Origin of the sequence: Streptomyces sp. NPDC051976, assembly GCF_040680795.1 — a bacterium.
Taxonomy (GTDB): Bacteria; Actinomycetota; Actinomycetes; order Streptomycetales; family Streptomycetaceae; genus Actinacidiphila.
In genome coordinates, this window is the sequence record NZ_JBFAXL010000008.1 from 145,060 (window position 1) to 167,119 (window position 22,060).

Below are 22,060 nucleotides of genomic sequence, written 5' to 3' on the forward strand. Positions count from 1 at the left end.
TTCCTTCCGTGGGACCGTCGCCCTATTCTGACGGCCCGTCAGAAAAGGCCCTGGAGGCGCGTCATGCTGCTCAGCGGGAAGACCGTGGTGGTGACCGGTGTCGGCGCCGGGCTCGGGCAGCGGGTGGCGGCCGCCGTCGTACGCGACGGCGGGAACGCGGTGCTGGGCGCCAGGACCGCGGACCGGCTGGCGAAGGTGGCCGCCGAGGTCGATCCGGACGGCGGGTCGACCGCCTGGCTGCCCACGGACATCGCCGACGGCGGGCAGTGCGAGGCGCTGGCCGCGCTCGCCCTCGACCGGTTCGGCGCGATCGACGCGGTGGTGCAGGTGGCCGCGTTCGACAGCCACTTCGGGGGCCTGGAGGACGCCGACTTCGCCACCTGGCAGTCGGTGCTGGACGTGAACCTGCTGGGCTCGCTGCGAATGGCCAAGGCGTGCCTGCCCGCCCTCAAGGAGCGTGGCGGGTCCGTGGTGTTCATCGGTACGCAGTCGGCGGTCGCGGCGCCCAGCGAGGTGCGGCAGGCGGCGTACGCGGCGTCCAAGGGGGCGCTCACCTCGGCGATGTACTCGCTCGCCCGGGAGTTGGGCCCGTACCGGATCAGGGTCAACACGGTGCTGCCCGGCTGGATGTGGGGCCCGCCGGTGCAGGCGTTCGTGGCCTTCACCGCGCAGACCGAGGGCGTACCCGAGGAGCGGGTGCTGGAGCGGCTCGCGCGGCGGATGGCGCTGCCCGAGCTGGCGACGGACGGTGATGTGGCGGAGGCCGCGGTGTTCCTGGCCTCCGACCGGGCGCGGGCGATCACCGGGCAGTCCCTGCTGGTAAACGCCGGTGAACTGATGCGGTAGCGGTCGTCGATCGGCCCCTCCTCTCCTGCCGCGCGGGATCCCGTTTCCCGGGCGACGGCGTCGTGCGGACGTCCAGCGAAGTGCCTGCTCATGGTGGGTTCGCCAGGACGGTCACGACAATGCCAAAACGAGTAAAGAGACAGTAAAATCGTTCGGCTTTCTGATTGCGGTTCAGACTCTTGAACGCGTGGGCTCTTGACCGACCCCCCGAGACAGGGGTTCAATCCCCGAAGTCCCCACTCCCGTACGGGACCACCCGCCCCTGCGAGCGTCACAGCGAAGTGCGCTCACGTTCACAAGGCGGACCCCCTTGGAGGGGACATGAACAGTCTCGACTGGGTCGTACTCATCGCGTACTTCGGCGTGATGCTCGCGATCGGCCTCTGGTCCCACAAGCGCGTCGACGACGTCGGCGACTACTTCACCGCCGGCGGCAAGATGCCCTGGTGGCTGTCCGGTATCTCGCACCACATGTCGGGCTACAGCGCGGTGATGTTCACCGGGTACGCGGGCATCGCCTACACCTACGGCGTCACCTCGTACGTCACCTGGTCGCTGCCGATCGCGATCGGTATCGGCATCGGCGCCAAGCTGTTCGCGCCCCGGCTGAACCGGCTGCGCTCCCGGCTGCATGTCGCCTCGCCGCTGGAATACCTCAAGAACCGCTACAACCTGCCGACGCAGCAGGCGCTCGCCTGGTCGGGCGTGCTGCTGAAGATCGTGGACGTGGGCGCCAAGTGGGCGGCCATCGCCACCTTGTTGTCGGTGTTCACCGGGGTCACCATCACCCAGGGCATCATCATCACCGGTGCGATCACCGCCGTGTACTGCACGGTCGGCGGCCTGTGGGCGGACGCCCTCACCGAACTGGGCCAGTTCGTCATCCAGTTGATCGCCGGTCTGGCGATGCTGATCGCCACCCTGAACAAGCTCGACGGGGTCAGCACCCTGTGGAACGTGTGGGACGAGCCCGCCCTCAAGCACCACACCGACCCGGTGGCCGGTCCGTACACCACCGTCTTCCTGCTGGCGTACCTCTTCATCAAGACCTTCGAGTACAACGGCGGCATGTGGAACCAGGCCCAGCGCTACATGGCCACCCGCAACGCCCGTGAGGCCACCCGCTCGGCCCGGCTGTCCGCCGTGCTGTGGCTGGTCTGGCCCGCGGTGCTGTTCTTCCCGATGTGGGTCTCGCCACTCCTGGTGCACGCCAAGAAGCCCGACGGGTCGGACTCGTACGGTCTGATGGTCGAACAGCTGCTGCCGCACGGCCTGTTGGGGCTGGTCGTGGTCGGCTTCTTCTCGCACACCATGGCCATGTGCTCCTCGGACGCCAACGCGATCGCCGCCGTCGTCACCCGGGACATCGCGCCCGCCTTCTCCAGGACGGCGCGCGAGTGGACCGCGCGGGTCGGGCTGATCGCGGCCCGGCTGACCACGCTCACCTTCCTCGGCCTGTCCATGGCCGTCGCGACCCAGGTCAACTCGCCCACCTTCAAGGACATCATCACCGTCGTGATCAAGTGGGTCGCCGGGCTCATGGGGCCGATCGCGATCCCCTTCATGCTCGGTCTGCTGCCGCGGTTCCGTAAGTCCGGGCCCACCGCGGCCCTCACGAGCTGGGCGCTCGGCCTCTTCGCCTTCTACCTGCTCAACTACCCCATCAACGACGCCATCTCCGGTGGCGTCAAACTCCAGTACCAGATCTCCGTCCCGCTCGCCGTCTCCCTCGTCCTCTACATCGTCATCGGCTGGATCAAGCCGGAGGACACGCCTGAGCGGGACGCTCTGCTCGCGAAGATCAACTCCGACGACGACGGTTCGGCCGGCGCCGAGGCCCTCATCCCCGAGCCCGCGGCCGAGTCCGCGCCCACGGCTTCCGCCGTGGAGTAACCGTCACGACGGACGGTCCGGGGTGGCTCATGCCGCTCCCGGACCGCCCGCCGGTGGGGGCTTGTCGCGCAGTTCCCCGCGCCCCTAAAGACCGGCTGACCCCGGCGAAGGGGATCGTGCCCCGAAGGGGCGCGGGGAACTGCGCGAGCAACCACGACGGCGGGGCAGCCGAAGAACCGGCCGGGGGTCGGGTGGACCGGATACACCGGGCTAGGCGGCGGGGTAGCGGTCGAGCCAGGCGGGGCTGGCGCCGGAGGGGCCGTGGAGGGCGGGAGCCTGCGTCATCTCCATGGCGAAGTCGTCGGCGAGCTGGAGGATGGTGCTGCGCCCCTCGAGTTCGGCGATCCAGGCCGGCGGCAGCGCCGTCTCGCCGTGCTGGACACCGAGGAGGTTGCCGCAGATGGAACCGGTGGAGTCGCTGTCACCGGAGTGGTTGACGGCGAGCAGCAGGCCGTGGCGGACGTCCTCCGCGACCAGGGCGCAGTAGACCCCGATCGCCAGCGCCTCCTCGGCCGTCCAGCCCTCCCCCAGCGCCTCGACGCGCTGCGGTGACGGCATGCCCTGCCGTACGGCGCCCAGCGCGCTCTGCAGGGCGTCGGTGGTCTCCTGGTGGCCGGGCCGGGCGCCGAGCAGGGCCAGCGCGTGCTGGACGGAGCCGTCGAGCGCCTCGCCGCGCGCCAGGCCGTGCACGATGACGGCGAAGGCGCCGGCGGCGAGCTGGCCGGTGGGGTGGCCGTGGGTCTGCGCGGCGCACTCCACCGCGAGCTGGAAGACGAGTTGCGGCTCCCAGCCGACCAGCAGCCCGAACGGCGCCGAGCGCATCACCGTGCCGCACCCCTTGGAGCCGGGGTTCTTCGGCTCCTCCAGGGTGCCCATCCGGTCGTCCGACAGCCCGCTGAGGCAGGCGTTGCCGGGCGCTCGCCGCGCGTAGAGCCACTCCTCGCGGGCCAGCCAGCCGGTGTCCTTGCGGCGCTCGTCGGGGCCCCACTCGCTCTGCGTCACCGACCAGCGGCGGTACGCCCGGTGGATGTCGGTGGGCGGGTGCCACGCGCCGGTGTCCCGGCGCACCTGGGCGCGGATCAGGCCCTCCACGGTGAACAGCGTCATCTGTGTGTCGTCGGTGACCGCGCCGCGCCTGCCGTACGCCGTCACGTAGTCGGTGACCCCGTCGGCGCCGTGGTTCTGCTGGATCGCCTGCAGCGACTCGAACTCCACCCCCGCGCCGAGGGCGTCGCCGATCGCACCGCCGAGCAGACAGCCCCGGACGCGGCTGCGGAAGTCCTGCTGTTGCGCCCGTCCCCAGACAGCGGTCAAAGCGGTCCCCTCCGATCAGCCCCCGAACTGGATCACCGGCTTTTCAAACCGTTCCGGGCCAGCACGATAGCCGACCTCCCGCAGAGCGGAAGGCCGCCGTGGCCTCAGAAGAAGCTTGTCCCGATTGGCCGCGAACAGGCCGTCCGCACCCGATTCTCCCGGCGCACACAAAAGGCACACAAGGAGCGTCCGCCGCGCTCCTCACACCCCCGCGAAGACCCCGATCGCGTTGGGGACCGGCCGTTCCGCCCCGCCCGTGGGGTGGTTGCGGACCGTGGCGGTGGGGGCGTCCGGGGTGCGGGTGACCATCGTGGTGGAGCCGCCGCCGTCGAGGTTGACGGCGGAGTCGGCGCCCAGGCGGTGCATGACGTCGGCGAGTTCGGCGATGGTGAGGCCGGCGTGGGACTCGGCGGAGCCGTCCAGGGCGAGGAGGTAGAAGGTGCGGCCGTGGTCGCCGAAGCCCGCGGCGGTACGGGTCGCCGCGGTCTTCGTGTCGAGCCCGGCCAGCGGCTCGCCGTCGCGCAGGACGGGGAAGCCGCCGACGGCGAAGACGTACGGGATCGGGGAGAGGGTGGGCGCGAGCCGCTCGCGGACCTGGGCGCGGTCGCCGACGGCGAGGCCGCGCAGGGTGTCGGCGCCCGCGTCCCGGCCGAGCAGCACCGTGGTGCCCGCGGGGATCGGGCCCGTGCCGGGGGTGGGCGCGACCGAGACGACCCGGCCGTGGCGCACGGCCACCTCGTAGGTGTCGGCGCTGCACCCCGCACCGCGCGAGGTGTCGGAGCCGCAGACCGCGCGCTGCCGCGAGACCGTCCCCCAGGCCGCGGTGTACGCGCCGATGCCGCCGACCGGCAGCGCGTACTGGTTGAACCCGCCGAGGTCGTCACTGCCGGCGGCGGTGGTGAGCGCGCCGCGCAGGGCGAGCCGGTCCAGCCGGGCCCGGTGGTCCACGCCGAGGCCGAGCACGTCCTCGGTGGTCACCCCGGGCGGCATCGCGGGCCCGAACCGCTGGGCGTTCGGCACCGCCGCCTTCAGCGCTCTGCCGGAGGCGATCTCGGGGCCGTCGGCCGAGCCGGTCGGCGGGACGCCGGGATGCTGGTCCTCGGTGATGTCGAAGAAGTCGCCGTTGACGCCGCCGACCGCGTGCCGGTCGGTGACGAGCCCGGAGACCGCCTCCCGGGCGGCCACCGCCCCGGGCGTCAGCAGGTCGAGCCGTACCCGCGGGTCCCGCAGGTCCACGGCCAGCACATGGCCGCGTACGGTCCCCGCGGACGCGGTCACCGAGAACTCGCCGTACTCGACGCCGTGCGCGATCCGCTCCACGTGGTCGTACGGGATGCCGTCGTCCGCCGCGGCGCCGGGCGCCGCCGCGAGGCCGCCCACCAGGGCGCCCAGTAACCCCGCGGCCACGGCCGCCGTTCGTACCCGGGCCCGGGTCCCGGCCTCCACCCGACCTTCGCCGCTCCGCGTCACATCTCCCCCACTGGCCGCCGTGACTCACCACCGTCACAACGGACTTCACCACCTCAGCGGGCGCGCGCCAAGTGACGTGCGCGCACCCGCTCCTGACGGTGCGGAGAATTCACCGCCGCGGCGGGTGGGCGTCAGCCGGGTGTCAGCCGAGCACGGGTCGGCTGACGACGGGTCGGCTGATGACTGGTCAGTCCAGTACGGCTCAGACGAGTACGGGTCAGTCCAGTACGGGCAGCAGCTCCGGCAGATGGCCGTCCGAGGCGAGACCGGCCGCGATCCGCTCGGCGGGCACCTCGCCGTAGAGCGTGGTGCGCTGCCGGGAGGGGCGGCCCGCGGCCTCGGCGATCGCGACCAGGTCGCGGATGGAGCGGTACGAGCCGTAACTGGAGCCCGCCATACGCGAGATGGTCTCCTCCATCAGGGTGCCGCCGAGGTCGTTGGCGCCCGAGCGCAGCATCTCCGCGGCGCCGTCGGCCCCCAGCTTCACCCAGCTCGTCTGGATGTTGGTGATGTGCGGGTGCAGCAGCAGCCGGGCCATCGCGGTGACCGCGCGGTTGTCGCGGACGGTGGGCCCGGGGCGGGCGATGCCCGCCAGGTAGACCGGCGCGTTGGTGTGGATGAAGGGCAGCGTCACGAACTCGGTGAAGCCGCCCGTCTCCTGCTGGATCCGGGCCAGCAGCCGCAGATGGCCGAGCCAGTGGTGGGGCTGGTCCACATGGCCGTACATCATCGTGGACGAGGAGCGGATGCCCAGGGAGTGCGCGGCCTTGACGACCTCGATCCAGGTGGCGGTGGGCAGCTTGCCCTTGGTGAGGACCCAGCGCACCTCGTCGTCGAGGATCTCGGCTGCGGTGCCGGGGATGGAGTCCAGGCCCGCCTCCTTGGCGGCGGCCAGCCAGTCGCGCACCGACATGCCCGTGCGCGTCGCGCCGTTGACCACCTCCATCGGCGAGAAGGCGTGCATGTGCATTCCCGGCACCCGCGCCTTGACCGCCTTCGCGATGTCGAAGTACGCGGTGCCGGGCAGATCGGGGTGGATACCGCCCTGCATGCAGACCTCGGTGGCGCCGACCTCCCACGCCTGCTCGGCCCGGTCGGCGACCTGGTCGAGGGAGAGCGTGTACGCGTCGGCGTCGGTGCGGCGCTGCGCGAAGGCGCAGAAGCGGCAGCCGGTGTAGCAGACGTTGGTGAAGTTGATGTTGCGGGTGACGATGTACGTCACCTCGTCGCCGACCGTCGCCCGGCGCAGGTCGTCGGCGATCCGGCACAGCGCGTCCAGCGCCGGGCCGTCGGCGTGCAGCAGGGCCAGCGCCTCGGCGTCGGTCAGCCGGGTCGGGTCGTCGGCGGCGACCTTGAGCGCGGCCATCACGTCGGCGTCCACCCGGTCGGGGACCATGCCGGGCGCGGCCTGCTCCCGCAGCGCCTCCCAGTCGCCGTACACCTCGTCGAAGTCGTCGCGCCGGTCGGCGGTGCGGCCCTCGGTGTCGATGGTGCGGTGCAGGTCGGTGCGGCCGGTGCCGGGGGACGCGGCGGAGAAGCCCTCCTCCGGCTCCTGCCAGGGGCGGCCGGTGACCGGCGCGTCCTCCACGGCGAGGCCGGTGTCGGGGTCGGCCAGCGCCCGGACGTGCGGCACCAGGCGCGGGTCCAGCCAGGGCTCGCCGCGCTGGATGAACTCCGGGTAGATGGTGAGGCGTTCCCGAAGGGTGAAGCCCGCCCGCGCGGTACGGTCCGCCAGCTCGTCGATCTGCGGCCAGGGGCGCTCGGGGTTGACGTGGTCGGGGGTGAGCGGCGACACGCCGCCCCAGTCGTCGATGCCCGCCTCGATGAAGCGGGCGTACTCGCCGTCGACCAGGTTCGGCGGCGCCTGGATGCGGGCGGCCGGGCCCAGCACGATCCGGGCCACGGCGATGGCCGCGGCCAGCTCCTCCAGCTCGGCGTCGGGCATGCCGCGCATCGCGGTGTCCGGTTTGGCGCGGAAGTTCTGGATGATGACTTCCTGGACGCCGTGGTAGCGGCGGGCCGTCCGGCGGATCGCGAACAGCGACTCGGCGCGCTCCTCGTACGTCTCCCCGATCCCGATGAGGATGCCGGTGGTGAACGGCACGTTGGAGCGGCCCGCGTCCTCCAGGACACGCAGCCGGACCGCGGGCTCCTTGTCGGGTGAGCCGTAGTGCGGGGCGCCGGGCTCCGACCACAGCCGGGTCGCGGTGGTCTCCAGCATCATGCCCATGGACGGCGCCACGGGCTTGAGCCGCTGCAGGTCGGTCCAGCTGAGCACGCCCGGGTTGAGGTGCGGCAGCAGGCCGGTCTCCTCCAGCACCCGGATCGACATGGCGCGCACATAGGCGAGCGTGTCGTCGTATCCGTGCGCGTCGAGCCACTCTCGGGCCTCGGGCCAGCGGTCCTCGGGGCGGTCGCCGAGGGTGAACAGCGCTTCCTTGCAGCCCATTTCCGCACCGCGCCGGGCGATGTCCAGCACCTCGTCGGGCGAGAGGAAAATGCCCTGGCCTTCCCGGCGCAGCTTGCCGGGCACCGTCACGAATGTGCAGTAATGGCACTTGTCACGGCACAGCCGGGTGAGCGGAATGAAGACCTTCCGCGAATACGTGATGACCCCGGGCCGGCCCGCCGCTTCCAGCCCCGCGTCCCGCACCCGGGCGGCGCTGCCCGCGAGCCGGGCCAGGTCGTCGCCGCGCGCCTGGAGCAGCACGGCGGCCTCGGCGGTGTCCAGGGCGACGCCCGCGTCGACGCGGTGCAGGGCGCGGCGCATGGCATTGGCGGTGGGCGGTGACAAGGTCATTCCCCGAGGATAGGTGCCCCCGCCGACAATGGGAGTGCCCGCAGGTCGGCATCCGGCCCGATCCCTTGTCGGCAATATCACGCGGTTTCCCGGCCTCCCCAGGAATAGGCGCGCTACAAATACTGCGCGTAGTCGTCCAGGGCGCGCAGCACCTCTCCCTCGTCGCCCGGCGGCAGTTGCGCGATCACCTCGTCGATGCCGAGATCGCGGTAGTGCGCCAGCTTGCCCGGGGTCGGCCGCACCGCGGTCGGCACCACCACCGGCCCCTCGGGGCCGCGGCCCGCCTTCTCCCACGCCGCGCGCAGCCGCGGCACCGCCTCGGCCAGGCCGCGGCCGCCGATCGGCATCCAGCCGTCCGCGTAGTCCGTCACCTGGCCGAGGAGTTTCGGGCCGTCGGCGCCGCCCACCAGGATGCGGACCTTGCCGCCCGCGGGCTTCGGGTACGCGTGGCTGGCCTGCACCGACGCGTATTCCCCCGCATAGGCGACGGGTTCCGCCGCCCACAGCGCGCGCATCAGCCCCATCCGCTCCCGCACCAGGTCCCGCCGCCGCGGCCAGTCCACCCCGTGGTCGGCCGCCTCCTCCACGTTCCAGCCGAATCCGACACCCAGGGTGAAGCGCCCGCGGGAGAGGTGGTCGAGCGTGGCGATCTGCTTGGCGAGACAGATCGGGTCGTGCTGGGCGACCAGCGTGATCGCCGTACCCAGCTCCAGCCGCCTGGTGACGGCCGCGGCCGCCGACAGCGCCACGAAGGGGTCCAGCGTCCTGCCGTACTCCGGCGGCAGCGGCTCCCCCGCCGGGTACGGCGTCGCCCGCGACACCGGGATGTGCGTGTGCTCCGGCAGATACAGCCCGGCGAACCCGCGCTGCTCCAGCTCCTGCGCGAGCCGGACCGGCTCGATCGTCTGATCGGTGAGGAAGATCGTGACGGCGATCCGCACCCGGCACCTCCGGTCTCGGCCCCTGCTGGGCACTCCTGATGGGCAGTCAGCGACTGGCACACCGATCCTGTCGCATCCCGCGCGCCCGTACACCCGATCCACCGTACGAAGACGCGTCGGGGTCACTTCCCCGTCGCCCGGGAGGGCGACCGTGGGGGGATGGACCGACGCGACGTACTGAAGCTCTCCGCTCTCGCGGGGGCCACCAGCGTCCTTACGCTGGGATCTGTGAACTTCGCCGAAGCAGACGACGCCGGAACCACCAGCGGTGGCGACCGGACCCGGACCGTCAGCGGCCACCTGCCCAACGGGGCGGCCGACTTCGTCTACCTGCCGGTCGAGGTGCCGCGCGGGGTGCGGCGGATCGCCGTGTCGTACAGCTACGACCGGCCGTCCGTGCCCGCCGGGACCGTGGGCAACGCGTGTGACATCGGAATCTTCGACCAGCACGGCGTCGACCTGGGCGGGCGCGGGTTCCGCGGCTGGTCGGGCGGTGCGCGCACCGAGTTCGCGATCAGCGCGCAGGAGGCGACGCCGGGGTATCTGGCCGGGCCCGTCGAGGCGGGCACCTGGCATGTGATCCTGGGGCCGTACACGGTCGCGCCGCAGGGGCTGGACTACACGGTCACCGTCACGCTGAGCTTCGGCGACCGCGGCCCGACGCTGCGGCCGTCGTATCCGCCGGAGAGCGCGAAGGGGCGGGGCCGCGACTGGTACCGCGGCGACTGCCATCTGCACACCGTGCACTCGGACGGGGCGCGCACCCTGGAGCAGCTGGTGGCGCTGGCGCGTGCGGCGAAGCTGGACTTCATCAACTCCAGTGACCACAACACCAGTTCCGCGCACGGCTATCTGGGCCCGCTCGCCGGGGACGACCTGCTGGTCCTGACCGGCGAGGAGGTCACCACCCGCAACGGCCACTTCCTGGCGATCGGCACCGACCCGGGCACCTGGGTGGACTGGCGCTACCGCTCCCGCGACGACGCCTTCGAGCGCTTCACCCGGCAGATCCGGCGGGCGAACGGCATCGTGGTGCCCGCGCACCCGTACGGGATGAGCCTGGCCAGTCAGTGGAAGTTCGGCTACGACGACGTCGACGCGATCGAGGTGTGGAACGGCACCTGGACGCTGGACGACGAGGCGTCCCTGCTGACCTGGGACAACCTGCTGACCGGCGCCGCGCGTGGCGACGGGCACTGGATTCCCGCGATGGGCAACTCCGACGCGCACCGCGACCCCAATGTGGTCGGTCTGCCGCAGACGGTCGTCCTCGCGGACGGCCTGGACCGCGCCTCCCTGCTGGCGGGCATCCGCGCCGGACGTTCCTGGATCGCCGAGTCCGCCGACATCCAGCTCTCGATGACCGCCTCCGGGCCGCACGGCGAGCACGCGGGCATCGGCGAGCGGCTGCCGGTCGCCCCCGAGGCGGATGTCACCGTACGGCTGGAGGTCGGCGGTCTCCCGGCGGGCAGCGCGCTGGTCCGGCTCATCACCGACGAGGGCCCGCTGTTCACGGCGCCGCTGTCCGCTTCGGGTGTGGTCGAGTGGACGACTACCGCGTCCTACTCCGCCTACGTCCGCGCCGAGGTGCGCCGGGTGGCCCCCGCCAACGACCCCTCGGGTCTGCAGGGTCCGGTCGCCGCACTCACCAACCCGATCTGGCTGGGCCGCCGTTGACCCCGTAGCACGTCCCCCGTATCCACCCGGTCCACCGGGCCCGGCCTCGCACAAGGCCGGGCCCGGCCCGTATCCGTACGCGCCCGGGGACGCCGGCTCAGACCGGCTTCCAGGTGAAGAGTTCGAGGTGGCCGCAGGTGCGGCAGTGGAACGCCTCGATCTGCCAGCGCTGGCGGCCCATCCTCTTGGCGCCGCCGAAGATACCGCGTTCGAGCGGGCCCGCGATCCAGCGGGCGTAGCCGCGGGAGCCCTCGCCGGAGTCCTCGATGAACCCCGGTTCCAGGTCGGCCGCGTCGCAGTGCGTGCACCGTATGTTGTCCACCGGTCGAGTGTAGGGAGCGCGGGCCCGCGCTCCGAGTGAGTTTCCGCGCGGGTCACGTGAGCCCCTGCGGCGCGGCTCAACCGGTGCGTACCGTCGCGGTGTCCCGGCCGGACCTGAGGACCGTGCCGGGGATCGCGCCGGTCACGGCGTCGTCGCGGACGGTCTCGACGCCGTTGACCCGCACGCTGGTGATGCCGGTGGCGCGGGAGTCGAGGCGCGGGCTGTCGCCGGGCAGGTCGTGGACGAGGGTGGCGGTGCCCGCGTCGATCCGGTCGGGGTCGAAGAGGACGAGGTCGGCGGCGTTGCCGGGGGCGATCACCCCGCGGCCGCGCAGGCCGAACAGCCGGGCGGGGTCGGCGGTGAGCATCCGGACGGCGCGCTCCAGCGGGAGCAGCCGGCGGCCGCGCAGGCAGTCGCCCAGGAAGCGGGTGGTGTACGGGGCGCCGCACATCCGGTCGAGGTGGGCGCCCGCGTCGGAGCCGCCGAGCATGACGTCCTCGTGGTCCCAGGTCCGGCGGCGCAGCTCCCAGGAGCCGGGGTCGTTGTCGGTGGGCATCGGCCACAGCACCGTACGCATCCCGTCGTTTGCGCAGATCTCCACGAGCGTCTCGAACGGCTCCTGCCCGCGCTCGGCGGCGATGTCGCGGACGACCCGGCCGGACACCCCGGCGTTGGCGTCGCTGTAGGTGTCACCGATGACGTAGCGGCCGAAGTTGGCGAGGCGGCGGAAGACCCCGGCCTCGGGGCTGGTGGCGCGGCGCAGCATCTCGGCGCGTACGGCGGGGTCGCGCAGCCGGGCGATCCGCTGCGGGATCGGCAGGGCGAGGATCTCGCCCCAGCCGGGGATGAGGTTGAGGGCGCAGAAGGTGCCCAGCGACATGTTCATGGGGGTGAGGATCGGCATGGTGAGCGCCACGATCCGGCCGCCCGCCTTGCGGGCCCGCTCGGAGGCGAGGAGCTGCCGCGGCACCCGTTCGGGGACGGCGGCGTCGATGGTGAGGACGTTCCAGTTCAGCGGGCGGCCGGCGGCCGCGCTCATGTCGACCAGGAGGTCGATCTCGGCGTCCGCGAACTGGTCGAGGCAGCCCGCCACGATCGCCTCGATCTGGGTGCCCTCGTGTTCGCCGACCGCCCGTGACAGGGCGAGGAGTTCGTCGGGCAGCGCGTGCCGGGAGGCGACGGGCTGCCCTTCGCCGTCGGAGTGGGTGCTGGACTGGGTGGTGGACAGGCCCCAGCCGCCCGCCTCCATGGACTCGTGGAACAGCCGCAGCATCGCGTCCAGTTGGGCGCGGGTCGGCCGGCCGCCGACCGCGTCGGCGCCCATCACATGGCGGCGCAGCGCGCAGTGCCCCACCATGAACCCGGCGTTGACCGCGATCCGCCCCTCCAGGGCGTCCAGGTAGTCGCCGAAGCTCGACCAGCTCCAGTCGACGCCCTCCTCGAGGGCCTTGAGGGACATGCCCTCGACCTTGGACATCATCCGGCGCGTGTAGTCGGCGTCCTCGGGGCGGCCGGGGTGCAGCGGGGCGAGCGTGAACCCGCAGTTGCCGCCCACGACGGTGGTCACGCCGTGGCTCATCGACGGGGTGGCGAAGGGGTCCCAGAAGAGCTGGGCGTCGTAGTGGGTGTGCGGGTCGACGAAGCCGGGGGTGAGGACGAGGCCGGTGGCGTCCTCCTCGGAGCGGCCGCCCTCGCCCAGGGTGCCGGGGTCGGCGACGGCCGCGATCAGCCCGGCGCGCAGCGCGACATCGGCGGTACGGGAGGGCGCGCCCGTGCCGTCCACCACGGTGGCGCCCTTGATGACATGGTCGAACATGGACCCGCTCCTCCTCTCGACGCGGTCCGGGCCCGGCCGTCAGGCCGCTGCCACCCGGGTCCGGACCGCAACTCGGGGACGGCGGTCCGGGACCGACGCCGCCCCCCGTTCGGCGGGACCGCCTACGCGGCGGCCTGCCGGAACCTGGTCGTGCGGTGCACCGGATCGGTGTCGATCACCGGGATCACGTGCTCACCGATCAGCCGGATGGTGTTCATGGTGTCCTCGTAGCTGATCCCGATCGGCAGCCCGAAGGAGAGCTGGTCGGCGCCCGCCTGCTCCCAGCGCTTGCACTGCGCGAGCACCTCGTCGGGGTTGCCGCAGATCATCAGCTCCTCGGCGATGAGCAGCTCGATCAGCTCCTCGGTGTACTCCGGCAGCAGTTCGGGCCAGACCGGGATGCCGTCGGGCCGCGGGAAGGTGTCGTGGTAGCGGAAGAGCAGCGACTGGAGGTAGTTGAGGCCGCCGTTGGCCGCGATCCGCCGGGCCTCCTGCGTGGTCTCCGCGCAGATGGCGGTGGAGGTGACCATGACGTTGTCGTTGACGAAGCCGCCGACCGGCTCGGCCTGCCCGATGGCCGTCTTGTACGACTCGACGACCCACTCCATGTCGGAGACCTTCTGCACGCTGAAGCCGAGGACACCCAGGCCCTTCTTCGCGGCCATCGCGTACGACGGCGGCGACCCGGCGGCGTACCACATCGCCGGGTGCGAGCGGCCGTACGGCTTCGGGAGGATCTTGCGCGGCGGCAGCGACCAGTGCTTGCCCTCGAAGCCCTGGTACTCGTCCTGGAGCCACATCTTGGGGAACTCGGCGATCGTCTCCTCCCAGATCTCCTTCGTGTGGTTCATGTCGGTGATGCCCGGCATGAACCCGAGGATCTCGTGGCTGCCCGCGCCGCGTCCCGAGCCGAACTCGAAGCGCCCCTCGGAGAGGTGGTCGAGCATGGCGACCTTCTCCGCCACCTTGACCGGGTGGTTGACGGGCGCCAGCGGGTTGAAGATGCCGGAGCCGAGGTGGATGCGCTCGGTGGCGTGGGCGAGGTAGCCGAGATAGACGTCGTTGGCCGACAGGTGCGAGTACTCCTCCAGGAAGTGGTGCTCGGAGGCCCAGGCGTACTTGAAGCCGGACTTGTCCGCCTGGATGACGTACTCGGTCTCCTCGATCAGCGCGTGGTGCTCGGCCTCGGGGTCGACCTTGGCCCGCGCGGCGGGCACGTATCCCTGTACAAAGAGCCCGAATTCCAAGGGGTCACCATCCTCCGGTTTCTGACACTCCGTCAGATCTGATCCGACTCTTCCACCGCGGTCGTGGAGCGTCAAGGCTTGCGCGGGCACTACCTGACGGATCGTCAGATGAGGGTCAGAGGGCCACCCCGGCCAGCCAGCCGCCGTCGATGACGAACGGCTGCCCGGTGACGTACGAGGAGTCCTCGCTGGTCAGGAAGAGGGCGAGCTTGGCGATCTCCTCCGCGCGGCCCATCCGGCCCAGCGGCACCAGCTTGCGGTAGAAGCGGGCGGTGGCGGCGGCCATCGCCTCCTGGTCGGCGGCCGGGTCGAGCACCGCGGGGTTGGCCATCGGGGTGTCCACCGCGCCGGGGCACATCGCGTTGACCCGGATGCCGTGGGGTGCCAGCTCCAGGGCGGCCACCCGCGTCATGGCCACGATCGCCGCCTTGGTGGCCGCGTACGAGGTCAGCAGCGCCATACCGGTGAGCGCCGTGTACGAGGCGGTGTTGACGATGGTGCCGCCGCCCGCGGCGGTCAGCGCGGGCACGCAGGCCCGCATGCCGAGGAAGGCACCGACCTGGTTCACCCGCACGACCTGGAGGTACTCCTCCAGCGGGGTGCTCGCCAGTTCGTTGAACCGCAGGATGCCCGCGTTGTTCACCAGGCCGTCGAGACCGCCGAACTGCTCCTGCGCGTATGCGGTGGCCGCCGCCCAGTCGTCCTCGCGGCCGACGTCCAGCCGCAGGTAGCGGGCCGCGTCGCCGATCTCCTTGGCGAGCGCCTGCCCCTGGTCGTCCAGGACGTCGGCCAGCAGCACGCGGGCGCCCTCGGCCGCGAACAGCCTGGCCTCCTGCTCGCCCTGGCCGCGGGCGGCGCCGGTGATGAGGACGGTACGGCCGTCGAGCTTGCCCATCCGGGCCTCCCGTGAAGTCGGGGTGTGGGGGTTGTCCGTTGCGCGGCGCGCGGGGGCGCGGGGCGCGGGAAGTCGCTGCGCCCCGGTCCGCTGCGCGGCGCAGACGATTGCCGGTCTACTGGTCGAGGAGCGGGGCGACGTCCGTGGCGAACGCCGTCATCTGGTCGGTGAGTTCGGCCGCCTCCCTGCTGCGGAAGCGCACCTGGATCTGGTCGACGCCCATCGCCCGGTAGGCGCGCAGGCTCTCCGCGAGGGCGTCCGGCTTGCCGTGCAGGGTGCGGCGGCCCACGTGCCAGGACGGCTCGCCGACGTAAAGGGGTTCGGCGATCGCGCCGATCTCGATCGGGTCGGTGACGCCCACCTCCTCCCGCAGCCGTCGGAGCCGGGCGATCTGTGCGGGCAGCCGCTCACGCGGATCGCCCTGCGGCAGCCAGCCGTCGCCCCGTACCGCCGCCCGCCGCACCGCCGCGGGCGACGAACCGCCCACCCACAGCGGCGGCCGGGGGCGCTGCACCGGCCGGGGCCGCTGGCCGAGCCCGGCGAAGTCGTAGCGCTCGCCGTGGTGTTCGGGGAACTCCTCGGGGCCGAGCGCGGCCTTGAGCGCGTCGATCGTCTCGTCGAGCACCGCACCGCGCCCGGCGAAGTCCGCGCCGACCGCCTCGAACTCCTCGGCCACGTGCCCGGCGCCCACGCCCAGCACGAGGCGGCCGCCGCTGAGCGCGTCCAGGGTGGCGTACTGCTTGGCGGTGACCAGCGGGTGCCGCAGTCCGACGACGGCGACATGGCTGAGCAGCCGGACCCGGGTGGTGACTCCGGCCAGGAAGCCGAGGGTGGCCACCGGGTCGTACCAGGTGGTCGACATCGCGCCGGCGAGCCTGCGCGGGATGGCGACGTGGTCGCAGACCGCCACGTAGGCGAAGCCGAGCCGGTCGGCGGTGCGGGCGATCTCGGCCAGTTCCGCCGGTCCCGCACCCGCCTCCCAGCCCTCGGCGTACATCGTGCTCTGCGACTGGACGGGGAGCTGCATGCCGTAGGAGAGCCGCCCCTCGGGGAGGACGCGGCGCATGGTCGCCATCCGCGTCACGCTCCCGGGCCCGGCCACAGGCCGTCCGGGGTGAGGCCGAGCAGTTCGATCGCGTTGCCGCGGACGATCCGCTCGACGACGTCCTGGGCGAGGTGCCCCATCTGGGCCTCGCCGACCTCGCGGGACTTGGGCCAGGTGGAGTCGGAGTGCGGGTAGTCGGTCTCGTACAGGACGTTGCCGACGCCGATCGCGTCCAGGTTGCGCAGGCCGAAGGCGTCGTCGAAGAAGCAGCCGTAGATGTGCTCGGCGAAGACCTCGGAGGGCGGCCGCAGCACCTTCTCGGCGACGCCGCCCCAGCCGCGGTTCTCCTCCCACACCACGTCGGCGCGCTCCAGGATGTACGGGATCCAGCCGATCTGGCCCTCGGCGTACATGATCTTGAGGTCGGTGAAGCGTTCGAGGGCACCGGACATCAGCCAGTCGACCATCGAGTAGCAGCAGTTGGCGAAGGTGATGGTGGACCCGACGGCGGGCGGCGCGTCCGCCGAGGTGGACGGCATCCGGCTGGAGGAGCCGATGTGCATGGCGATGACGGTGCCGGTCTCGTCGCAGGCGCGGAAGAACGGGTCCCAGGAGCCGGAGTGCACCGACGGCAGTCCGAGGTGCGGCGGTATCTCGCTGAAGCAGACCGCCCGCACCCCGCGGGCGGCGTTCCTGCGCACCTCCTGGGCGGCGAGTTCGGCGTCCCACAGCGGGATCAGGGTCAGCGGTATCAGCCGCCCCCGCGCCTGCGGGCCGCACCAGTCCTCGACCATCCAGTCGTTGTAGGCGCGCACGCACAGCAGCGCGAGGTCGCGGTCCTTGGCCTCGGTGAAGGTCTGGCCGCAAAAGCGCGGGAAGGTGGGGAAGCAGAGCGCGGACTGCACATGGTTGACGTCCATGTCGGCCAGCCGCTCGGGTACGGAGTACGAGCCGGGCCGCATCTGCTCGTAGGTGATCGCCTCGAGCCTGATCTCGTCGCGCGAGTAGCCGACGGCGGTGTCCAGCCGGGTGAGCGGGCGGCGCAGGCCCTCGTAGACCCACCAGTCGGCGAGCGGCCCCTCGTCGCCCGGCGCCCCCATCTTGGGGGCGAACCGGCCGCCCAGGAAGCTCATTTCCGTGCAGGGCGCGCGCACGACGCGCGGCGCGGTGTCGGCGTACTTCGACGGGAGCCGGTCCCGCCAGACGGTCGCGGGCTCGACGGTGTGGTCGTCCACCGAGATGATCTTCGGGAAGGTCTCCATGGGCACCACGGTAGCGCCGATCTGACGATCCGTCAGCTAAGGGATCGTCATTCGGCGTCCTCGTATCCGCTCCGTCAGAGCGTGATGCGCACCGGCAGCAGGATCCGCCAGATCGCGTCCTCGACGCCGTGCACCGCGGCGATCCAGCCGACGTTCTCCTCGTCCGTGCCCAGCCGGATGGCCTGCGCCAACTCGCCCATCACATCGGCCAGATCGGCGTGCCCCATCGCGGGCTCCATCCGGCCGCCGGCCATCCCGTCGTCGTAGTAGCGGTGGTACGCGGGCGCGCTGCGCAGCACGCCGACCGGACGCCAGTTCTGCGCCAGCCGCCAGACGGGGTCGCCCGCCACCCGTATCCCGTCGGCCTCCATCACCTGGGTGCGGGCGCGGTCCACCGCGAGCGCCGTCCAGCCGTCGGAGCCGGTCAGCACCAGGTCGGGCTCGCAGCGGCGTACCGCCCGGCCGACCGCGTCGGTGGCGCCGGGGCTCGGCAGCACCAGCGGCACCGCGGCCATCCCCGCGTACAGGCAGCCGAAGAAGGCGCCCGCGAGGTCGGGGCCCTGCGGGTAGGCCAGCAGCACCCGGGCGCCCGGCGCCAGCAGGGTGCCGAGCCTGGCGGCCACCGCGCGGGCCCGCCGGTCGAGTTCGGCGAAGCTGCACCCCGCGGTGCCGGTCACGGCCGCGCTCGGGTACGGCAGCGCGGGCACGGTGTGCGGCGAACGGCCCGCCCGGCGGCGCAGCAGCGTGCCCGGGAGCCGTCCGGCGTCCCCGGCGCGGGTCCTGGCGCCGGTGCCGCGGCCGCCGCCGGAGCCACCGCCACCCCACGCCGGGCGGTCCTGGCCGCCGCTCATCGGGGACGCCGGGGGCGGCACCGCGGGCACCTGGCGTACCGGGTGGACCGTTCCGACCGGACGCGCCGGGGGCCGCACGAGAACGGAGCCGGAGCGGGAGTCCGCCGCCGGGCCGTGGCCGGAGCCGTACGGCCCAACGGCCGTGCCGTCGGCACCGATCGGCCGGAACGGCAGAATCGTGCGGGGCACCGGAATCGTCTCGCGGGACGCGCAGTCAGCACACATGGCGGCCCCGTCACCTGTCCTGTCGCAGCGCACACACCGGTACGAACCAGTCCCACACAGCACAACCTCCAGGCATCCACAGACGGAACCTCAAATTCAGCCCAACTTTTGCCGCACGGCCGGATCGGGCCCCTGCACGGGGTGACCCCGGCGGCCCGACACGGCAAACTGGCACGGACGGTGCCGAACCCTCGGCTCCGATCGACCGTGCGGACAACTGTTCCCTGGGGCGATGAACGATAGATATACGCGCGAAGGGCCGGGTCAGGGTTGGCCTGACTCCTCAGCGGACACTGATAACGGTCCTGCGACAGCGGCCCGGAGACAGTCGTCCGGCGGTAGCGTTCAGTGATCGGTGCGACGGCCGGAGCACCGGCCGGTACAGGTCCGTTCGATGATCGTTTCAGTGATCACCACAGTGATCGGTTCAGTGAAGGGGCACAGATGGTAGGCAGGACGGAACCGGGCGGCCTGCGGTTCGCGGTCCTCGGCCCGGTACGCGCCTGGCGCGACGGCAAGCTGATCGGCACCGGCGCGCCGCAGCAACGGGCTCTGCTGGCCGCGCTCCTGCTGCGCGGCGGCCGGACCGCCACCGCCTCCGAACTCGTTGACGCCGTCTGGGGCGAGTCACCGCCCAACACGGCCCTGGCCGCCCTGCGTTCGTACGCCTTCCGGCTGCGCAAGGCGCTCGGCTCCGACTCCCTGGTCACCGACTCGGGCGGCTATTCGCTCAAGCTGGCCGAGGACGCCCTGGACTACTACGTCGTCGAGCGGCTGGCCGCCGAGGCGGACCGGCTGCGCCCCACCGACCCGGCGCAGGCCCGCGAACTCCTCATCAACGCCCTGGCGTTGTGGTACGGCGAGCCGCTGGCCGGGCTGCCGGGACCGCACGCCGAGACCCAGCGCAGCAGGCTCGCCGAGTGGCATCTGGGCCTGCTCGAAACCCGGTTGGAACTCGACCTGGAGCTCGCCGCGCACACCGAGGCGGTCTCCGAGCTGACGGCGCTGTCCGCGGAGCACCCGCTCAAGGAGCGGCTGCGCGGCCTGCTGATGCTCGCCCTCTACCGCAGCGGGCGGCAGGCCGAGGCGCTGGGCGTCTACGCCGACACCCGCCGCCTGCTCGCCGAGGAACTGGGCATCGACCCCTCGGCCGAGCTGAGCGACCTGCACCAGCGCATCCTGGAGGCCGACGCGAGCCTGGCCGCCCCCGCGGCGCCCGGCGCGCCCGAGATCGTCAGGCCCGCGCAACTGCCCGCCACCGTCTCCGACTTCACCGGGCGCGTCTCGGTGGTCAAGGAGCTGGGCGAGCAGCTGGCCGAGGCGTCCGAGGGCAGCGGGGTGATGGCGGTCTCCGCCGTCGCGGGCATCGGCGGCGTCGGCAAGACCACCCTCGCCGTCCATGTGGCGCACGAGGCCCGCGACGCGTTCCCCGACGGGCAGCTCTACGTCGACCTGCAGGGCACCGAGCCGCGCCCGGCCGAACCGGAGGCGGTGCTCGGCGCGTTCCTGCGCGCCCTGGGCGTCCCCAACGGCGCCATCCCCGACTCGCTGGCCGAGCGGGCCGCGCTGTACCGCTCCACGCTCGACGGCCGCCGGGTACTGGCGCTGCTCGACAACGCCTACGACGCCGCCCAGATCCGCCAGTTGCTGCCCGGCACGCCGGGCTGCGCCGCGCTGGTCACCAGCCGGGTGCGGATGGTCGACCTGGCCGGCGCGCATCTGGTCGACCTCGATGTGATGTCGCCCGAGGAGGCGCTGGAGCTCTTCACCCGCGTCGTCGGCGAGGAGCGCGTCACCAGCGAGCGGCAGGCCGCACTCGACGTGGTGGCCGCCTGCGGCTTCCTGCCGCTGGCCATCCGTATCGCCGCCGCCAGGCTGGCCGCCCGCCGCACCTGGACGGTCTCCGTACTGGCCCGCAAGCTCGCCGACCAGCGCCGCCGCCTGGACGAACTGCGGGCGGGCGACCTGGCGGTGAAGGCCACCTTCGCCCTCGGCTACGGGCATCTGTCCGCCGCCCAGGCCCGCGCCTTCCGGCTGCTGTCGCTGCCCGAGGGCCCGGACATCTCGCTGCACGCCGCGGCCGCCGTGCTCGACCTCGACCTGTACGCGACCGAGGAGCTGCTGGAGGCGCTGGTCGACATCAGCCTCATCGAGTCCGCCGCCCCGGCCCGCTACCGCTTCCACGACCTGCTGCGGCTCTACGCCCGCGAGTGCGCCGAGCGCGACGAGACGCCCGAGGCCCGCTGCGCCGCGCTCTCCCGGCTGCTGGACTTCTACCTCTCCTCCGCCGCGTGCACCTACGAGCTGGAGAACCCCGGCGACCGCGTCCTGGACCACCTCGCGCCGACCGTCCACCCCGGTCTGACCTTCGTCGACCGCGAAGAGGCCCTGGAGTGGCTGTTCTCCGAGGCCCAGGGACTGCTGGCCGCCGTGACCCAGGCCGCCGAGGGCGGCTGCGAGGGGCCGATGCGGCGCGCGGCGGACCTGCTGCTGTGCGCGCAGGACCTGATGGAGTCCGGGGTCTACGCGCGCCAGTACGAGCAGGCCACCCGTGCGCTGATCACCACCGCGCACGACTGCGGCGACACCCTGGCGGAGGGCCGCGGCCGGGTGTGGCTTGGTCAACTGCTGCGGCTGTCCGGCCGGTTCGAGGAGGCCGAGGAGGAGGCCAAGCGCGCCCTCATCCTCGGGCTGTCCGCCGACGACCCGGTCACCTCCAGCTACGCGCCCAACCTGCGCGGCACCATCGCCCTTCTCGCCCACCGCTTCACCGAGTGCGCCGAGTACCACACCACCGCGCTGGAGGCGTTCCGCGCGGACGGCAACAAGCACGGCGAGGCGGCCGCGCTCAGCAATCTCTCGCGCGCCCAGATCGAGTTGGGCGATGTCGAGGGCGCGACCGCCGCCACCGAGCGCGTGGTGGCGATCTACCGCGAGCTCGGCGCGGGCTTCCGCCTCGGCAACGGCCTCTACGCGATGGGCATCACACTCACCGTCACCGGCCGCCTGGACGACGCGCTCAGCTGCCTCGACGAGGCACTCGGCATCTTCCGTGACGCCCGCCAGCAGTTCTGGGAGGGCATGACGCTCTTCCGGCTCGCCCAGGTCCACTTGGAGGCGCAGGCCTGGCGGCAGGCCGCCGCCCATGTGGAGCAGGCGCTGGTGATCGTCCGCGAGGTCGGCGGCGAGTGGCGAACGGCCAACGCGCTGACCGTACTCGGCCGCGCCCTCGACGGCATGGGCCAGTCGGTACGCGCCCACGCCTGCTGGCGCGAGGCACTGTCCGTCTTCACCGCACTGGGCTCACCGGAGGCCGCGCAGGTGCGTGTTCTGCTGGGCGAGGAGTCCGCTCCGCCGCTCGCCGTGTAAGGCGTCGAATCGCTCAACACACCCGTTTATCAGTTGATTATCGGCGGGTGCCAGGATTCCATCACTGCACGAGCTGCCCGCTCGGCG

General features: G+C 72.4%; 15 protein-coding genes. 4 read left to right on the forward strand and 11 right to left on the reverse strand.

Going from position 1 to position 22,060, the window contains the following annotated elements; translation table 11 throughout:
* Positions 1 to 63: 63 nt before the first annotated feature.
* Entirely contained in the window at positions 64 to 846 is a 783-nt protein-coding gene (locus AB0M29_RS11955; protein WP_365382073.1) for an SDR family oxidoreductase, read from the forward strand.
* Between the two features lie 321 nt (positions 847 to 1,167).
* Positions 1,168 to 2,739: a sodium:solute symporter family protein gene (locus AB0M29_RS11960; protein WP_365382074.1), complete on the forward strand. Its 1,572-nt coding sequence runs from the start codon at positions 1,168 to 1,170 to the stop codon at positions 2,737 to 2,739.
* 210 nt (positions 2,740 to 2,949) lie between these two features.
* Here the strand turns inward: AB0M29_RS11960 and AB0M29_RS11965 are convergent, their stop codons facing one another.
* The 4 genes from AB0M29_RS11965 to AB0M29_RS11980 all read right to left on the reverse strand — a co-directional run bounded on the left by AB0M29_RS11965 (position 2,950) and on the right by AB0M29_RS11980 (position 9,264).
* On the reverse strand, positions 2,950 to 4,053 hold the full coding sequence (locus AB0M29_RS11965) for an ADP-ribosylglycohydrolase family protein (protein WP_365382075.1): 1,104 nt from the start codon (positions 4,051 to 4,053) through the stop codon (positions 2,950 to 2,952).
* 201 nt (positions 4,054 to 4,254) lie between these two features.
* Complete coding sequence (locus tag AB0M29_RS11970; RefSeq protein WP_365382076.1) at positions 4,255 to 5,460, reverse strand: phosphodiester glycosidase family protein; 1,206 nt, start codon at positions 5,458 to 5,460, stop codon at positions 4,255 to 4,257.
* Positions 5,461 to 5,740: 280 nt separating this feature from the next.
* Positions 5,741 to 8,323 carry a bifunctional FO biosynthesis protein CofGH gene (locus AB0M29_RS11975; protein ID WP_365382077.1) on the reverse strand — a complete coding sequence of 861 codons (2,583 nt, stop codon included), beginning with the start codon at positions 8,321 to 8,323 and terminating at the stop codon, positions 5,741 to 5,743.
* Between the two features lie 113 nt (positions 8,324 to 8,436).
* Positions 8,437 to 9,264: an LLM class F420-dependent oxidoreductase gene (locus tag AB0M29_RS11980; RefSeq protein WP_365382078.1), complete on the reverse strand. Its 828-nt coding sequence runs from the start codon at positions 9,262 to 9,264 to the stop codon at positions 8,437 to 8,439.
* A gap of 159 nt (positions 9,265 to 9,423) precedes the next feature.
* Here AB0M29_RS11980 and AB0M29_RS11985 point away from each other — a divergent pair, with 159 nt between their 5' ends.
* A complete protein-coding gene (locus AB0M29_RS11985; protein WP_365382079.1) occupies positions 9,424 to 10,941 on the forward strand; it encodes a CehA/McbA family metallohydrolase in 1,518 nt (505 codons plus the stop codon).
* Positions 10,942 to 11,038: 97 nt separating this feature from the next.
* On the opposite strand, the gene AB0M29_RS11990 is transcribed toward AB0M29_RS11985, so the two are convergent.
* The 7 genes from AB0M29_RS11990 to AB0M29_RS12020 form a co-directional block, all read right to left on the reverse strand.
* Positions 11,039 to 11,263, reverse strand: coding sequence for a hypothetical protein (locus tag AB0M29_RS11990; RefSeq protein ID WP_365382080.1), 225 nt, complete (start codon positions 11,261 to 11,263; stop codon positions 11,039 to 11,041).
* 76 nt (positions 11,264 to 11,339) lie between these two features.
* The gene (locus AB0M29_RS11995) at positions 11,340 to 13,079 is read right to left on the reverse strand and encodes a D-aminoacylase (RefSeq protein WP_365382081.1); all 1,740 of its coding nucleotides are present in this window, start codon (positions 13,077 to 13,079) and stop codon (positions 11,340 to 11,342) included.
* 122 nt (positions 13,080 to 13,201) lie between these two features.
* Positions 13,202 to 14,326 (reverse strand): LLM class flavin-dependent oxidoreductase, encoded by a 1,125-nt coding sequence (locus AB0M29_RS12000; protein WP_365382082.1) that lies wholly within the window; start codon positions 14,324 to 14,326, stop codon positions 13,202 to 13,204.
* A gap of 115 nt (positions 14,327 to 14,441) precedes the next feature.
* The gene (locus AB0M29_RS12005) at positions 14,442 to 15,221 is read right to left on the reverse strand and encodes a glucose 1-dehydrogenase (RefSeq protein ID WP_365382083.1); all 780 of its coding nucleotides are present in this window, start codon (positions 15,219 to 15,221) and stop codon (positions 14,442 to 14,444) included.
* Between the two features lie 115 nt (positions 15,222 to 15,336).
* Entirely contained in the window at positions 15,337 to 16,296 is a 960-nt protein-coding gene (locus AB0M29_RS12010; protein ID WP_365382084.1) for a TIGR03619 family F420-dependent LLM class oxidoreductase, read from the reverse strand.
* Between the two features lie 5 nt (positions 16,297 to 16,301).
* Positions 16,302 to 17,528, reverse strand: a complete 1,227-nt coding sequence (locus AB0M29_RS12015) for an amidohydrolase family protein (RefSeq protein ID WP_365382085.1) — start codon at positions 17,526 to 17,528, stop codon at positions 16,302 to 16,304.
* A gap of 74 nt (positions 17,529 to 17,602) precedes the next feature.
* Positions 17,603 to 18,568, reverse strand: a complete 966-nt coding sequence (locus AB0M29_RS12020) for an AMP-binding protein (protein ID WP_365382086.1) — start codon at positions 18,566 to 18,568, stop codon at positions 17,603 to 17,605.
* Positions 18,569 to 19,048: 480 nt separating this feature from the next.
* Here AB0M29_RS12020 and AB0M29_RS12025 point away from each other — a divergent pair, with 480 nt between their 5' ends.
* Positions 19,049 to 21,973 carry a BTAD domain-containing putative transcriptional regulator gene (locus AB0M29_RS12025; protein ID WP_365382087.1) on the forward strand — a complete coding sequence of 975 codons (2,925 nt, stop codon included), beginning with the start codon at positions 19,049 to 19,051 and terminating at the stop codon, positions 21,971 to 21,973.
* Positions 21,974 to 22,060 lie beyond the last annotated feature (87 nt).